This window comes from Opitutales bacterium (genome assembly GCA_013215165.1).
In the GTDB taxonomy this organism is placed as follows: Bacteria; Verrucomicrobiota; Verrucomicrobiia; order Opitutales; family JABSRG01; genus JABSRG01.
The window spans coordinates 33,606-49,462 of the sequence record JABSRG010000007.1; the positions used below are offsets into that span (position 1 = coordinate 33,606).

The 15,857-nt window shown below is 51.8% G+C and carries 13 protein-coding genes and 1 pseudogene; 4 read left to right on the forward strand and 10 right to left on the reverse strand.

The annotated features are described in order from the left end of the window. Window positions 1-7 precede the first annotated feature (7 nt). Genes pseG through pseB form a run of 3 tightly spaced genes read right to left on the reverse strand, consistent with a single transcriptional unit; the run spans window position 8 to window position 3,255 of the window. Complete coding sequence (gene pseG, locus HRU10_01990; protein NRA26002.1) at window positions 8-1,084, reverse strand: UDP-2,4-diacetamido-2,4,6-trideoxy-beta-L-altropyranose hydrolase; 1,077 nt, start codon at window positions 1,082-1,084, stop codon at window positions 8-10. After that, window positions 1,081-2,244 carry a UDP-4-amino-4,6-dideoxy-N-acetyl-beta-L-altrosamine transaminase gene (gene pseC, locus HRU10_01995; protein ID NRA26003.1) on the reverse strand — a complete coding sequence of 388 codons (1,164 nt, stop codon included), beginning with the start codon at window positions 2,242-2,244 and terminating at the stop codon, window positions 1,081-1,083. The genes pseG and pseC overlap by 4 nt, the downstream gene beginning before the upstream one ends. Before the next feature lie 12 nt (window positions 2,245-2,256). Then, window positions 2,257-3,255 carry a UDP-N-acetylglucosamine 4,6-dehydratase (inverting) gene (pseB, locus tag HRU10_02000; GenBank protein NRA26004.1) on the reverse strand — a complete coding sequence of 333 codons (999 nt, stop codon included), beginning with the start codon at window positions 3,253-3,255 and terminating at the stop codon, window positions 2,257-2,259. Between the two features lie 29 nt (window positions 3,256-3,284). Here pseB and HRU10_02005 point away from each other — a divergent pair, with 29 nt between their 5' ends. Beyond that, the gene (locus tag HRU10_02005) at window positions 3,285-4,079 is read left to right on the forward strand and encodes a 5'/3'-nucleotidase SurE (GenBank protein ID NRA26005.1); all 795 of its coding nucleotides are present in this window, start codon (window positions 3,285-3,287) and stop codon (window positions 4,077-4,079) included. Between the two features lie 10 nt (window positions 4,080-4,089). On the opposite strand, the gene HRU10_02010 is transcribed toward HRU10_02005, so the two are convergent. The 6 genes from HRU10_02010 to greA all read right to left on the reverse strand — a co-directional run bounded on the left by HRU10_02010 (window position 4,090) and on the right by greA (window position 12,789). After that, window positions 4,090-5,025 carry an ADP-ribosylglycohydrolase family protein gene (locus HRU10_02010; protein ID NRA26006.1) on the reverse strand — a complete coding sequence of 312 codons (936 nt, stop codon included), beginning with the start codon at window positions 5,023-5,025 and terminating at the stop codon, window positions 4,090-4,092. 568 nt (window positions 5,026-5,593) lie between these two features. Next, the gene (locus HRU10_02015) at window positions 5,594-6,496 is read right to left on the reverse strand and encodes a polyprenyl synthetase family protein (protein NRA26007.1); all 903 of its coding nucleotides are present in this window, start codon (window positions 6,494-6,496) and stop codon (window positions 5,594-5,596) included. Beyond that, window positions 6,493-8,019: an AbgT family transporter gene (locus tag HRU10_02020; protein NRA26008.1), complete on the reverse strand. Its 1,527-nt coding sequence runs from the start codon at window positions 8,017-8,019 to the stop codon at window positions 6,493-6,495. The genes HRU10_02015 and HRU10_02020 overlap by 4 nt, the downstream gene beginning before the upstream one ends. A 218-nt stretch (window positions 8,020-8,237) precedes the next feature. Continuing rightward, a complete protein-coding gene (locus tag HRU10_02025) occupies window positions 8,238-9,572 on the reverse strand; it encodes a cytochrome P450 (GenBank protein ID NRA26009.1) in 1,335 nt (444 codons plus the stop codon). 549 nt (window positions 9,573-10,121) lie between these two features. Continuing rightward, window positions 10,122-10,838, reverse strand: coding sequence for a ribonuclease PH (gene rph / locus HRU10_02030; protein ID NRA26010.1), 717 nt, complete (start codon window positions 10,836-10,838; stop codon window positions 10,122-10,124). Window positions 10,839-10,923: 85 nt separating this feature from the next. After that, window positions 10,924-12,789: a transcription elongation factor GreA gene (greA, locus tag HRU10_02035; GenBank protein ID NRA26011.1), complete on the reverse strand. Its 1,866-nt coding sequence runs from the start codon at window positions 12,787-12,789 to the stop codon at window positions 10,924-10,926. A 62-nt stretch (window positions 12,790-12,851) separates the two neighbouring features. Here greA and HRU10_02040 point away from each other — a divergent pair, with 62 nt between their 5' ends. Beyond that, window positions 12,852-14,171: an RsmB/NOP family class I SAM-dependent RNA methyltransferase gene (locus tag HRU10_02040; GenBank protein NRA26012.1), complete on the forward strand. Its 1,320-nt coding sequence runs from the start codon at window positions 12,852-12,854 to the stop codon at window positions 14,169-14,171. A 2-nt stretch (window positions 14,172-14,173) separates the two neighbouring features. Here HRU10_02040 and mraW read toward each other — a convergent pair whose 3' ends face one another. Then, window positions 14,174-14,761 (reverse strand): 16S rRNA (cytosine(1402)-N(4))-methyltransferase, encoded by a 588-nt coding sequence (gene mraW / locus HRU10_02045; protein NRA26013.1) that lies wholly within the window; start codon window positions 14,759-14,761, stop codon window positions 14,174-14,176. Window positions 14,762-14,873: 112 nt separating this feature from the next. Between mraW and HRU10_02050 the strand changes: the two are divergent. Together HRU10_02050 and HRU10_02055 are read left to right on the forward strand one after the other, a co-directional pair. Further along, window positions 14,874-15,310 (forward strand): annotated as a pseudogene (locus HRU10_02050) (diacylglycerol kinase). 91 nt (window positions 15,311-15,401) lie between these two features. Further along, window positions 15,402-15,854, forward strand: a complete 453-nt coding sequence (locus HRU10_02055; protein NRA26014.1) for a response regulator transcription factor — start codon at window positions 15,402-15,404, stop codon at window positions 15,852-15,854. The last annotated feature ends 3 nt before the right edge of the window (window positions 15,855-15,857 follow it).

Genomic DNA, 15,857 nt, shown 5'->3' on the forward strand with positions numbered 1-15,857 from the left:
ATGTTGGTTAGGAGCGAGCCATGACTTCCGACGGTTGGTAAGCTTCAATGGTTTCGATTACGCGGTAAACTCCGTTGCCATCGACGAGCTGAGAGCATTTTTCCGACAGAATCTGTCGGAGGTCGGGGTCTGTCATGAGTCGGTTAAAATTATCGATCAATGGCCCATTTTCGAGCGATTCGATGCGTCCGCCATCCAGGCTCGTTTTCCAGCGATTGATGGCTGCCAGCGCGTTGCTGATTTGATTATTAACGAGAGTAATGACTAGGGTAGGAATGCTGCGTTGATAGAGTTCGTAAAGGGTGGTGCCCGCACCGACGATAGCGATATCTGCCCAATCCATCATGGTGGGCATATCCTCTACGTTTGAAGCCGTCTCTAGTTTTATCGGCGAATGGTTGCGCCGTAATTCTTCGGATAGGAAGTCTAGGCGTCGTTTATTGGGGTGCAGGCTGCCAATGATGATCCGCAGTGTAATAGGCTTGGAGGTTTCTATTTTTGTTAAGCAGCGAACGATATGCAGCGATGCGTCGGATGGGTCGGTGCCTCCAGTGGTGACCAAGACATTTTGCGGGCGACTGCGATCGAAGGGTTTCCGAGGAAGTTCGCGAAATTGGCTCCGCAGGATGGTGTAATCAAAACCAAGTAGTAACTTTTGTTGCGAGCCGAGTCCTTCATACCAGGCTTCGCATGCAGAAGCGTTCTGGTTGATGATGATACTGGCTCGGTTTTGGAGGCAGTGCCCATAGTCATCAATTGCTGTGAATCTGATATCTAGATCGAGCAAGGTGCGCTGATAGCCTTCACCAAAGTGATGCCCATCCAGGATAACCCAGTCTGCTTCGAGTTCCTTTGCGACGCGTGCGGTTGCTTTGGCTTCGGCGAGCGTTCCGGAAATACCATCTACTTGAGTATGAGCGACTCCAAGCATCTGCCATCGGTCTAGTAGGGGCTGAGGGCATTCATTGTAGAGCAGATGACATGGGTGCCCTCGCTCCAGAGCGGCCTCAGCAAGGGCCCACGAACGCATGATATGGCCCGTGCCAATCACTGGTGAAGCATCAACGCGGAAAACGAAATTCATGATAGGGTATGAGCAGCGATAGAGTTGAGGGTCTCCACAGACTTAGAATATTCATCGGCACTCAATCCGGGAAAGCAAGGGATAGATATTGCGGTGCGCGCCCAGCGTGACGATCCGGGAAAAGCCGCGTCGTCGCCGCAGTTTTGGTAGATAGGTTGGCGGTGCAGTGGGATGTAGTGGAGATTAATATGCAAGCCTGCATTGCGGAGTTGCTCAAAAACGCTGCGGTAATGGTGTGGAGCAGTGTCGTGAGAAAGTCGAGCTACGCATAAATGAAGGGAAGCCTGCGTGCCGTCGGGGTCGCTTGCGATTTCCCAAAAGCAGCTGTCTAGGTCTTCGGCATAGGCATCCCGAATCTGTCGCCGCTCTTCGACAAAAGCATCGAGGCGTTTCAATTGGCTCAATGCCAGAGCCGCTTGAATGTCGGAGAGGCGAAAATTGAATCCTGTGTTATGCACTTCATAATGCCAGGGGCCACGCATGTTCGAGGGTGCTAAAAATGCATCCTTGTCTCTTACAATCCCATGTTCGCGTAGTTGTCGGGCCTTTCGCGCGATTTCAGGATCGTTGGTCACGAGCAGGCCCCCTTCACCCGCGGTGATCATTTTAACGGGGTGTAGGCTGAATACTGCCGCATCGGAATGCCCACAGCTCCCCACTTTTTTACCCCAGTAGTCTGCGCCCAGCGCGTGTGAAGCATCCTCAAGGATTTTGAACCCGTATGTCTTTCTCAGGCTGTCGAGGCGAGCCATGTCCACACTGGCACCTGCGAGGTGGACGGGTATGACTAAGTCAGGGCAGGTTTCTTTGCAGAGTTGTTCGAGGTGATCCAGATCCATCAGCCCGGTAACTGGATCTACATCGGTGAGCCTTATTGAAGCACCGCAATGCCTTGGAGCATTGGCGGAAGCGACAAACGTCACCGTGCTTGTAATCGCGGAGTCTTCTGGCTCGATACCTAAAGCAGCGCAGCCGAGGTGGAGGGCTGCCGTAGCATTGTTCGTTGCAACGGCAAAGCGGCACCCGCAATACGCAGCGACCGCCTCCTCAAAAGCCGTGACAGTAGGTCCTTGTGTGAGCCAGTCTGACCGCAACACATCCACAACGGCCGCGATGTCTTCTTCGCTAATTTGATGACGGCTGTAGGGCAGGTTAGCCATAAGCGTCGTGTATCAGTTTCCCACCAAAGTGCGAATCTCTTCTATAGTTAGAAAATGTGGATTGGTGTCAGAGCGGTATTCGAAATCAAGGTCGCACGGTTGCCCGGTTTGACCGACAGCATTCACGGTATAGACCGGGTCGTGATTGAGGGCAATCGTCGGCTGGATCACGTAGTGGTCTTCAAATTCCAAAGTCCGGTGCGCGATATCGCCGGGACACATCAGCTCGTGTAGTTTCTCGCCGGGCCGGATGCCGATGTCGCGGGTGGGTAGATCCGGGGCCATTGCCTTGGCGAGATCAGTGATGCGCACACTGGGTATTTTAGGCACGAAGATTTCACCGCCCGTCATCCGTTGAATCGATGAAACGACAAACTGAATCCCATCCTTGAGGGTGATCCAAAAGCGCGTCATCCGGGGATCGGTAATGGGAATGCTTTCTGCACCGTCTCTCAAGAGCTTTTCAAAGACGGGAACGACTGACCCGCGCGAGCCCATAACATTTCCGTAGCGGACTACCGAAAACCGCGTCTTGTGTTGCCCTGCGAAATTGTTGGCTGCGACAAAGAGTTTATCCGATGCGAGCTTAGTAGCGCCGTAGAGGTTGATGGGGTTGGCCGCTTTATCCGTCGAGAGCGCGAGCACCTTTTCGACATTATTCTCAAGGGCAGCTCTGATAACGTTTTCTGCGCCATGTATGTTCGTTTTGATGCATTCCATGGGATTGTATTCGGCGGCAGGTACCTGCTTCATCGCGGCCGCGTGGATGACAATGTCAATATTGCGCATCGCCTCGCAAAGGCGCTGATCATCGCGAACGTCTCCAATAAAATAACGCAGATTTGGCCCTGAGAGGTGTTCTTGCATCTCAAATTGCTTCAGTTCATCCCTGGAGAAAATCACAACGCGACGCGGATTGTGATGATCGAGTAGCATGCGAGTGAATGACTGGCCGAACGATCCGGTGCCCCCGGTGATCAACACGGCTTTATCATTGAAGAGTGCGGAGATGCTTGATGATTGATTTTGTAGCACAAGAAATGGAAAGTTACGCAATGGATGACGACAGACCGCTGATCTTAATAACCAATGATGATGGTATTGAGAGCGTATTATTAAGGTCCATGGCCGCTAGACTGTCGGCAAAATTTTACTGCGCTGTAGCCGTGCCGGACCAGGAACACAGTTTCTGTGGACGAAAGATTACTCAGGACCGCGAGATTAAGGTCACGAGAGTCGATGATTTCGGATGCCTGGCCTATGCGGTTAACGGTAGCCCGGTGGATTCAGTGAATATTGCTCTGGAACACTATCTGCCTCGTCCAGCCGACTTGGTCCTTTCGGGTCCTAACATCGGGCGAAACTGCGGCGTGTGGACTGTATTGAGCTCGGGGACCGTAGCAGGTGCGGTGGAGGCTGCACTCTGTGGTGTGCGCGGATTAGCAGTCTCTCAGTCGGTCGACGGGCTGGAAATGCTCCGAAGAATTAAAGCAGCTGGAAGCATACCTGCGGATTTTGAAGGAGTCTGGGCGCGCAGTTTGGATTGGATTGAGGGGGTCGTTGTTCAAACACTGAGTCACCCGGACTGGCAGCGAGAATCGCTGGGGATTTGGAATATAAATCTCCCCCATAAATACGCCGGGGACGCGTTGCCAGAAACCTATGCTCTATCGGAAAATCCGTTGGCACAAACGCGCTACGGGTCTGTTTTCGAGAGGCTAAGTGATCACACATTTCGCTATGCACACGCTCGTCCGAAGCGGATGGATCCAACGGGCTCGGCGGACATCGATCGAATTATCAACGGCTATCCGAGTCGAACCTGGCTGGGTTAAACCCGGATTATTACATTGCCGCGATCTGATCAATGAGTGCGGCCGCCTCATCGTAGTCAGCGATCTTTTGTTTCCAGTCGTCAGGTATATAGCCCTCGCCGAAGTGGGCGCCCAACCATGCGCCTACAAGCATGGAGCGTCCTGCCGATTCACCACCAGCGCCTATAATAGCCAAAATGGCATCTTCATAGCTTTCTTCTTTCAGTTCGAGAAAGCTGTATACCGAAGCGGGTAAACTACCAGGCAGGGGACAACTATAGCCCAGATCTTTTGTGGTTGCGATGAAATCAGATGCCCCCAAAGCCTCCATAGCAGCAATCATACGGGTATCTAAAATCACACCCGTTGCATCATCATTCTGTGCGTCGGCGCGCGCTTGCTCAATTGCCTGTTCAGGCGATTCGCCAGAAAGGAGGTGTTTGAGGATGGACGCGTGAAGCTGGCTGGAGGCAACGGCCTCGTCGTTATTCTGTCGGATGCGGACAAATTCTTCTATCCGCTCTAATAACGAAGAGTCATCGTGAAAGAGGGCGACGAGAGGCATCAGGCTTGTCGCCCCAGCGAGTTGATTATCATCCGCCCCCTGTTGGAAATCAAAGGGTGTATCTGGATGTTCTGCCAGGTGAGTGAGGTAGATAGAATGGCTTTCTTTGGTCGCGTGATCTAGATACCCTGCATAGCTTCCGGGTGTCAGCGTCGTCATAAAGCGTTTGCCAAAGTCGTCGCGAGAGAATGTCCCCGTTTCTGAGATCGATTGCATGAGCAACATGAGCGCATCGCCATACATCGTGAACTCACCGGATTGTTTACCCGCGTGGTAGTGATCATCAGTGGGAGTCTCAAAACCCTTAATGCCATCGGGGAATCGAGCCTTTAGGTCCTCTTGTCGATAATACCAATGGGCCCCCAAAGCCGCGGCATCTCCAACGAGAGCCCCCCAAAGCATACCTCGAATACGCGATTGCGTGTCGGGAGCGTCAGCTACAAGAGAAGCGGCAGCAAAAAGTAAAAGCAGTAGCGCTTTGAAGATCCGTTTTATTACGACCTTCCAAGCAGATACGAAGCCGAACCCATCCGGGGAGCACCGAGACCCAGCTCGACACCTGACGCATTCAACCTTCTTACTGGGCAGAATAGGCTACCAGCCCATGGGAGCAGACTGAGCGTTGTCATCTGACGATTTGGGCATATTCAGCAGTTTCTTTCTACGTATAAAAATCACTGTGCGCCAGTCGATTGCCCCATCTGGTCTAGCTCCTCAGAATTCTTAAAATCCGTTTCGGAAACTTGGCGCTCGCCTACGGGCCCAGACTCATAATAGCTTTGTAAGCGCTGAGATGCGCAGCCGGCAAAGAGCGAAACGCTACAAGCGACAAAGACAAATCTTCGCAAAATTCCTAAAATGAGTGTGTGGATGGAAGCTTTACGTTGTTGCATAACTGTTCAATTCATTGAGTGAAGAGACTAGATTTTCAAGAATAAGAATCGGAGCTGGGTTTCGACGCACCCGAGTATCAACTGAGTCGCTTGCGCATGTGCTCGACGAGCAGAAGGACAAATGAGGCTTCTCCGAACAAATCGTTGGATATGCGCCTGGCTTTATCCGAAAAGCGTTCTGCTGCGTCGCGTGCAGCGTTGAGGCCGTGCATTGAAATATAGGTTGTTTTCTCTCGTTCGGCATCAAGGCCGGCGGGCTTACCCAAGTTTTCAGTGGATTGGGTGGCATCGAGAATATCGTCGATGACCTGGAAAGCCATGCCGAGGGCGAGGCCTAGTTTCTCAGCTTGTTGTAGTTCACTGTCATCAGCTCCACCCAGCCTGCATCCGATGATGAGGGCTGCTTGGATCATTGCGGCAGTTTTATTGCGGTGAATAAAATCAAGATCGTCTGGACTGAGTATAAGGCATTGTTTTTCACCCAATACATCTTCCATTTGCCCGCCGATCAGCTTTTGTGATCCACCGGCGATGGCGAGGTCGCGGATTAAGGCGAGCCCTAGTTCTGCAGGTGTTCCGTATGACTGAGATAACAATTCGTAGGAGAAATTGAGCAAGGCATCACCCGCCAAGAGCGCTGTTGGCTCGTCAAATTGGATATGGCTCGTTGGTTTGCCTCGGCGTAAATCACTATTGTCGATGGTTGGCAGGTCGTCGTGGATCAGTGAGTAGGTGTGCAAACATTCGATAGCTACAGCTGCAGGCATGGGGTCTGCATCATTGCGCCCAAGGCCTTCTGCGGCAGCGATGAGCAATGCGGGTCTGAGTCGCTTACCGCCTATTTGCATGCTGTAGCGCATGGCTTGATGGATGCGTGTGGGACGAGTGTCGGCAGAGGGCAGGTGTTGGTCGATGGCAGACTCAGTGCGCTCGATCAATGCCGCCAGTGCATCGTTGAAACCTAGAGTATTTGAGATCATGGGATAAGGTGAATAGGAGCGCCTGGGCCAAGCGGAAGCCCCAAGCCATACCAGACAGAAAAGAGGATACACCAGCCAATTGCAAAGGCGATGGAGTAAGGGAGCATCGTCGCTACCAATGTGCCCATTTTTAACTTAGGGTCGTATTTTAAAGCGAAGGACAAAATAATCGGAAAATAGGGGTTCAAGGGTGTAATCATATTGGTGATCGAGTCGCCGACGCGATAGGCTGCCTGGGTGGTTTCTGGTGTGATTCCCAGGATCATGAACATCGGGACAAATACGGTGGCCATGATTCCCCACTTGGCCGATGCGGAGCCGATCACCAGATTGATCGCTGCAGCCATCCATACGAAGGTCAGCAATACAGGAAGGCTGCCCAGATCAAGTTTCTGTAAGAAGGCCGCTCCTTCGAGCGCTGTGAGGAGTCCCAAATTTGACCAGCCAAACCAGGCAATAAATTGGGCTGCTGCGAACGCTAAAACAACGTAGCCACCCATCGTAGCCATCGAATCTGCCAGCATGTCAGCGAGGTCCTTTGTGCTTGTGATACTCCGGCTGACTATGCCGTAGACGGTCCCGGGGATGAGAAAGCTGATTGCAATGATAGGAACGAGGCTACCTACAAAGGGAACCAGATTCTCCTCTTCATCGCGCAATAAGGCATTTTCTGGGAGCGTCATGAAGAGTAACCCCGTGATGCAGGCGAAAACTGCCACCAAGGAAGCGGTTAGGGCACGTATCTGCTGGGGCTGTGTGGTCGACGTTTCCTCTTTCTCTTCAGTTAGAGCATTTGCCGGGTTCCATTTTCCTAAACGCGGTTCAACGATCCACTCGGTAATGGCCCACCCGAGCAAGGTAATGAGGACCGTCGAGGCGATCATAAAAAAGTAGTTGGCGTCGGGGGTGACGGCGTAGTCGGTGAGATATAAACGGGCCGCTTCGTCGGTAAACCCAGACAGCAAGGGGTCAAGCGAGGTGATGAGGAGATTTGCAGAGAATCCTCCTGCCACTCCGGCGAACGCTGCTGCTAGGCCGGCGAGAGGGTGCCGCCCGAGACCAGCAAAAACGACAGCTCCTAAGGGCGTGAGTACGACATAACCGCTATCCGCCGCCATCGAGCTCATGATCCCGGCAAAAACGATGATAACAGTCACAAGGCTCCGGGGCGCTTTTTGAACGGTGAGCCGCAAGACGTGATCGATAAGGCCCGAGCGTTCTGCGACTCCGATGCCCATGACGGTGACCAAGACTGCTCCAAGCGGGGCGAAGCTGGTAAAGTTGTCGACAGCCTCAGTCCACATGCGCTGCATCTGCTCTTTATCTAGCAAGTTGATCGCTCGTACCATATCGCCAGTCACAGGATGCTCACGCGCCCAACCAATGCCAACCGCCAAGGCACTCATAAAGGGCACGGCGGCAGCGAGGAGTGCATATAATACGATCGGATCTGGCAGGCGATTTCCTAACCATTCAATGCTGGAGAGTGCCCGATTGAGTAGGCGGGAGGTGAGTCTTTTCATGTCTGTGCAGCTTACATTCCTGGCTTATGAAGCGATATGGGCAGGTGTGCGGCGTAAAACTGAAAATCGCGATCTTTAATCAAGATCGAATAATTTCATCAATAAGAACAGGCACAGAACAAGAAGTCGGTATGGCTCTCCTGAATCCCTTTGCTGCGACAGGTCCTGTAAAATCGAGCAGCAGTAACGCAGAGTGAGACCTCTAACACGGTCCGTAATTAATCTCTATTTCTTGGCTCGATATTCGCCAGCCAGGGCTTCTCAATCCGTCCACCGCTGTAGCTTGCCGAGAGGTGGAGGTTGATAGGCTCGGGGATATTTAGGTCGAAATTTTTCAGAAGCACGGCGATGGCGACGGGGGTTTGCATCATGCTATGGTTGCGTCCAAGACAGGCGTGCGACCCACCGCCAAAAAATCCAAATGTTTTGGGAACGAAACGCTGCTTTTCGATGAAGCGCTCAGGATTATAAGTTGTTGGATCTGGGTAGAACTCTTCAAGGAAGTGGCCGAGATTGTTAAAGTGGATCACGTCCGAATTTGTCGGCACAGTCATGCCTTCAAAAGTGAAACTTTCTTTGGCATATTTATAGAGTTGAAGCGCGCCGGGACGGATGCGTTGCGTCTCCATGATGACAGCCTTCAGGCGCGACATCTGAGAGATGGCTGAAATATCTGAACCGTCCCATGCATCGAGATCTTCCCTGAGCCAATCGATCCACTTGGGTTCGGTGTAGAGCTGCATCAGGGCGTAGTCGATCAGTGCCGAGGTATTATCAGTTCCAGCAATGAGAATGAAGTAGAGATCATTAACGAGGTTATCTACTGAGGGCTCGGGACCCTCGATTTCGATGCGTTGGCGGAGCACATCGGTGAAATTATCTTCGATAGCATTGGGGTCGGCTAAGCGGTCTTCCACAATTTTACGGAGCCACTGAAACGTCTCTTCTTTGAGTTCTTGATACTCCTTCCGCTCGTAAAAAGAAGCTTTAGACGCGTCCAAGAACAGACCACGGAGCATCAATACTTCCCAACGCGCCATGCGGCGAATGACATCGCGCGGAATATCCGCCTGGGCCACAGACTGAGCATTCGCAAGGGTGATCAATTCTGCCCAAAAGGTAACGAGATCGACCGGCTCGTTGAGCTCGGAGGCACGCTGGATTTCATCGCTAAATACGTTGTGGTAAATCCCTAAAAAGCGCATTGCGGAGCTCATTGTGAAGGCAGGTTTCAGGATGGCGCGTTTCTGTTTGTGGTGATCACCATCCAACCCAGTCACATGATCGTGCCCCATCTCTTCCAAGAAACTCTCGTTGGCCTTAGCATATTTCCAGATCTGCGGGTTTTGCCAGACGTAGTTATTCGCCTCTGGGCCTGAGAGCACGTACCAGTAGCGGTTTCGGATATAGGTTCTATATAGACCGCCGTGCTGGCGATAGCCTTCTATTTGGAAGGTTAGCGGATCGTTTTGATAGGCTTCAGCGCAAGAGGCTTTGCTACCTCCCGGAAGGTAAAGTGGAATGTCCGTTGTTTCGACGAGAGTGGTAGGCATGACCCATCAAAGCATCCCCAGTGCCGACCTGTGGTCAACTGCATGGAAGTGTTTTGTGGGGTTGTTCTGAGGAAACAGACCTGCACATTAAGCTGGGTGGCTTCTTTTATCGACCTGTTAAAACGGCTTAGCACCCATAGTTTTGACTATGTCGTCGTTGGTGAGCTAGCTGCGGAAATTCAGGGGCAACGTTACATAGGAGGCGATGGGGCGTCCGCGTGATCTTGAGAATGTCAAAATCCTTAGATCGATCTATGAACAGCGAAAATGACCTAGCTGAGGCTCATGCGGCCAAAATTGACGCTTCGCTTGCGAGGGAAAACCTCAGGCTCACTCCATTGCACCGTCTTCAAAATCTGGAGCGCCGGGTAGCGGATCTACAACGACTACTCGCGATGAGGAGGGTTAAGCCGGATGCAGTGTCTCCAAGACTTCAGAGTGATTCAGAATGATGTGCGTCTCCAGGGATCATTGGACGGGACGCTTTGGCAGAATGCCCCTTCCGATCCTTCTTTGGTGAAGTCGTCGGCCGCCATTCAATTTATTTCGCTAGATTGCCGTTTTCTGGATGGCGCTGATGCTGTGGATGCCCTGTTTGGCAAGAGCGAGCATTTTGGCGAGTTCGTCATCGCTGAATGTGGCTTCTTCGCCCGAACTTTGTAGCTCTACAAAGCGTCCCCCTGTCGTCATGACGATATTTGCGTCGACCGATGCGTCTTTATCTTCGATGTAGTTAAGGTCGAGGACGGGTGTCTCTTGATAGACGCCGACACTGATTGCGGCCACGCCATCGATGAATGGATCTTCTTTTAGTTTATTCGCAGCGAGGAGTTTATTGACTGCGCGTTTTGCGGCAATGTAGGCACCTGTTATGGAGGCTGTTCGTGTACCGCCGTCCGCTTGAAGGACGTCGCAGTCGATCCACAGGGTTTTTCCGGGAAGCTTTTGCAGATCTACCACAGCGCGTAGACTACGTCCAATGAGCCGCTGTATTTCCACGGTGCGTCCATCCATTTTACCTTTGGAAATGTCTCGGTCTTTGCGGTCTAAGGTCGAGTAGGGCAGCATGGAATACTCAGCTGTGATCCAGCCACCGCTGACACCCTGATGGTGCATCCAGCGCGGGACTCGATCTTCTATGGTCGCGGCGCAAATGACTTGGGTGTCTCCAAAGCTAATAAGGGCCGATCCACTGGCATTGGGTGCAAAATCCGTTTTTACGGAGATTGGACGGAGTTCGTTGGTGGCACGACCATCGGGGCGAATGACTTCAAGCATGATAATGAGGGTTTTGGGAAATAAAAAAGGGACCGGATGGAGTCCGGTCCCTTAAGCAAAAAAGTCTTGAGGCTTATTTGCCAGCCGTGTCTACCCAACGCTTTATCTTTTGGATCGTCCACTCTTCGGACTCGCCATCGATCTGGGTCGACGCGGATTCTCCCACCTTCTTTGACAGGAGGGCCTTTCCAAGCGGAGTTTTGTAAGAAAGGATGTTCTTATCTGGATCAGAATCCCAAGCTCCGAGAAGTGAATATGTGATTTCGCGCCCGGTGGATCCTTCGGTCAGCGTCACTGTAGTACCCACGCTGATCGTAGTGTCGGTGGCTTCGGTGAAATCGGTGACGCGCGCTTTGTTCAGATCGGACTCCAGCTGACTCTTGCGAGCGAGTAGGGTGTCCTGGTCTTGGCGGGCCATTTTATATTCCGAGTTTTCCTTTAGGTCACCGTGCTCGCGGGCTGTGGCGATGGCTTCTTTATTCTCAGGGATCTTAACTTGGATGATTTCTTCGAGCTCTGACTTGGCGCGCTCAAAGCTGTCTTTTGAGACAATCAGTAGATCTTGCTCACGGGTTTCCACTTCTTGAGAGATGAGAGACTGGAGTGATCCGTGTACTTTAATGAAGCGAGCAAAGATAGATTTCTTGGTCAGCTCTTCAAAACCTTGGTTCATGAGGAGGGTCTGACCGAGGTCGCGCGATTCTTCGAGTGATGCGGATTGCAAGAGGTCGGCGATCAAGGTGGAGTCTTCATTCACCAATTCGGCCAGTGGGATGCGGCGGCTGCCGGTCATCTGGAGGGCTTCGTTATCAATCGCATCGAAGACGCATTTGAGGAAGCTTGGGTCGAGTAGTGGGTCGATCATGCGGCTGTATTTACGTGCCGGACGGTTTTTGATGATCCAAAACAGGATCGGTGCTTTGATCGATTTGTCGTTGAGCCAGCGTTGGAAGCAGTCAGACACGACGTCTTGCTTTTCGCGTTCGAAGAGGAAGTTGATACACTCGTTGGTGAACTTGCCCTCGCTGTTGAAGAGAAGTTCTTCGAGGATTTCAACCCAGCGCTCGGGGAACGTCCGAGAAATAAGATCCAGATAGCGCTTGTAGTATTGGTGGGGGAGGTCCACCGCGAGTTGTGAAAGATCGTCAGTGGCTTCGAGGATGGATCCAGAAGTGGGAATGAGCGATTCGACGTCTTCGTGCAGGTCGCGGGCAAGGTTGTTGCGAACCCAGACGCCGTAAAGACGGTCTGCCATGGTCAGGCTCTTGGCTTCTTGGATTGTTTGGGTCAGGTCGTCGAGAACGTCGGGTAAGTCGTCTTTCAGCTCAGGCTTGCCATCCGACATGACGAACAGCTCATCAGCAAAAAGGATCTTTTGCTTGGCGTTCTTGGTATTTCGATACTTCTCAAGAATCTCGACCTCTGGACGGATGGGTTCGTCGCGTAAGACATAGGGCTCAGTCTTTTTGACCGGCACACCGATCCGTGGGTCTTTTGCGAGGAGCTTCTTTGTCGCGGTCCACCACTTTTTGTATTTAATCGGCCCAATTACTCGGGCGAGGACGCGCTCGATCTCGGCAGCGGTTGCGCTAAGTGACTCGTTGGACTCAAGAATGTTAACAATCATTGCTACCGGCTCTTCCTTGATCATTCGGTTGATTTCGGCGGGGTTGGTATGCTTGATGACGAGGAGGTCGTTTTCTGCGAGAATCTCTAATTTATCGACGCAGAATGCGGGGTCCATGGAATGGCCTTCTTTGCCTTCCTCTGTAAAATCGATGATGAGGCGGTTATTTTCCCCATCATAGTCGCTGATATGTCCGAATCCCCAACTTCGGTGTAGGCAATAGCTGCCGGGTTGCATGGATGCTAGTTTTGCTCGGGCGGATTTGAGCTTTGGCTTTTTCTGGATCAGGATGTCGATGACCGCTTCGTTCATATGCTGGAGAGAATTAAGTTGAGTCCCTGAGGACCCAAATCACGTTGCTGGGTATTTTCTTTATGAAGCTTAGGAATGATTTCGCCGACGATCCGCAAGGCTGGTGGTCAGCAGTGCGACTCGTATGCGACTATTTGGATGCGCCCGGGAAGGCAGATGACTTTCTTCGTCGAGCACAAAGCCAACACTCAACATTGGAGGCGAAGGTTTGCCAATCTCTTTTTTTAGGTGTGCTCAGGCATGCGTCATTACTTGACTCGCTTATAAATGACTCTGTATCGAAAAAGCCGCGTCGATTACTCGACGGTGTTTTGCGCGTAGCTGGTTTTCAGCTGATCGATGCGATTCATATAGGACGACCGGTAGCTCCAGTGATTCATTATGCTGTGGATCGCGTGAAAAGAAAGATGAGCCGACCGGAATCGAGCCTCGTGAATGCAGTTTTGCGACGTTGGCAGGAGCCCATCGAAGCAACGCGCGAGCGCGCTCAGGCGGGCGAAGTCGATGCGATGGCTCGTTTCTACAGCCATCCACGCTGGTTGGTGAAGCGTTGGGTCGATCGGTGGGGGGAGGCAGGTGTCCTGCGTTTGCTCGATTTTAACCAGCGGCCTGCACCTGTATTCGTCAGGGTGTTTCGTGAGCCAGATCGCGGATTGAGCGAGGGCTTCGAAGCGACAGATATAGTCGGCGTTTACAGACATATTAGTTCCGATTGGTCGGAGGTTTTAAAGCTTTTGGAACGCGGATGGGCAATCATCCAGGACCCGGCGACTCGACTTGCAATCGAGATACTCGACCCTCAACCCGGTGAAACTGTGCTAGATTTGTGTTCCGCTCCAGGTGGAAAAGCGATCACCGTAGCTGCGGCTGTGGGACCTGAGGGACGCGTGTATACTATCGATTTACCGAGGGAACGTCTGGGACCACGGTTTCATCAATGGGAGGTCAATGCAGGCCGCGCGCTCCACCGAAATGTTGCAGTTTTTGAAGCCGATTTGCTTGAGGTCAGTGATCAAGCTCTGAAAAAAGCACAGTATCCCCTTGCTGTGGATAAGGTGATGCTGGATGTGCCCTGTTCGAACACGGGGGTACTCAACCGCCGCCCGGATGCGCGTTATCGTCTGAAAAAGGGAGATCCCGATGCGATGGTGAAGATCCAATCACAACTTCTGTCACGAGCGGCGCAGTTTGTGGCCGCAGGGGGACGTTTGGTTTATTCGACCTGTAGTCTTGAACCGGAAGAAAACGAAGGCGTGGTTGGGGCCTTTCTCGAGTCTGACTTGGGGAGTGCGTTTCGTTTGGAAATTGCGAAAGAGTCTTGGCCGCACCGAGATGGATTCGATGGGGCTGCCGTATTCGGCCTCCGGCGTAGCAAGGTCTAAGGCTAGATTTTCTCAATAAGGAGCCATACGGGGGGGCGTCGTGCCTCATCGAATCCACTTTTCCAATGCGCTCGAGCTTCACTTCCAAGTGAATCAGCCCAGCGAACGATTGCCTTATACTCATCTAAGCCTGTGTTATGTCCGGTGTAAATGAGCACGGAGATGATTCCGCCTCGCTGTAGGCATTTAATCGCGCTTTGAAGGGATCGAAGTGTGGACTGGGCCTGTGTCGTTATGGACTTATCTGTGCCGGGCAGATAACCCAAGTTGTAGACGATAGCGTGGATTTGGCCGACTTGTCCCTGGGGAATGAGACTGTCGAGTTGTTCATGTGAGGCGTGACAGAGTCGAATGCTCTGGTCGATTTGGTCTAAGAAGCCGACTGCCTCTAATCGTTCACGTGTGTGTTCGATGGCGTCTTGTTGAATGTCAACGGCAATGACACGCCCTTTTGTTCCCACGCATTCAGCGAGAAAGCGGGTGTCATAGCCTTTTCCCATCGTAGCGTCTATGACAGCGTCGCCTTTCTTTAGGAATGATTTGAGAAACAGGTGAACTTGTTCAGTTAAGCGTGGGGTGGTCGAATTCATATGAGTGAGAACAGCTTCATCGATTGCCTAGGCGCTAATCAGGAAGGTGTTATCAAAATAAAGTTTCCAGTTTTCCGCTTAGTTACCGTTATCTAGGATTTAACAACAGAGTATGAGCCAGGAGTCACTGCCAGAACAATATCGAGCCACCGGATCAAAACGGATGTTTAACGCGTTTTTATACTCGATGGAGGGTATCGGGTCGACCTTGAAACATGAGGAGGCGTTTCGCCAGGAGGCTATCTTAGCGCTCATCCTGATCCCGAGTGCCCTAATTTTGCCAGTTGGCTTCTTTGCCAAAGCGCTTTTGATCGCCAGTGTCTTGTTTGTATTGATCGTGGAGCTTCTTAACTCGGCAATTGAAGCCACGATCGACTATATCTCCACCGCGAACCACTACCTGGCCAAGCGAGCGAAAGATAGGGAAGTGCTGCGGTATTATTGAGTCTGATCCAAATGGTATCGGTCTGGACTCTAGTGATTATCCATAAGTGGAACGAGATCGGAATCTTCTTTACGGCACAGCTGGGTAGGATTGGCCTCTCTTGATGCCTGCTGATTATAGTTGATAATCAATTAGCGTTGCGGCGGTAAAGATGGGGCTTGGCTCGTCGAATTATGAGCATGAATAAGCTTATCCATGCCGCAGACCGTCTATATTCTTGAGGACGAATCCATAACACGTGACCTGTGTGTCGAATACGTCCAAGTCGCCTTGCCAGAATTTGAGCTGGCGGGTTCCTCCGCGGACGGCAACCAGGCGTTAGAGGACTGTCTGCGCATGGAGCCCGATTTGGTTATCATTGATATCCGACTTCCGGGTATGAGCGGTCTGGAGTTTCTCCAAAAGTATAAGAAGCATGTGCCATCCAGTAAGGTATTGATCTACTCGGGAACCGATTGTTCTGAAGTGGTGAAATCTGCTTGGGTCGGTAACGCCGATGGTTTTGTCGAAAAACGCTCGGGTATGCAGCAAATCAAAGCTGCTGTGGATTCGATCATGAATGGGCGTCCGTATTTTTCAGAGAGTGTGGCAGGGAAGATTATAGACTTATCCACATCTCGGCGAATCCCTGGAGGGAAGGGGAGTTAGGGC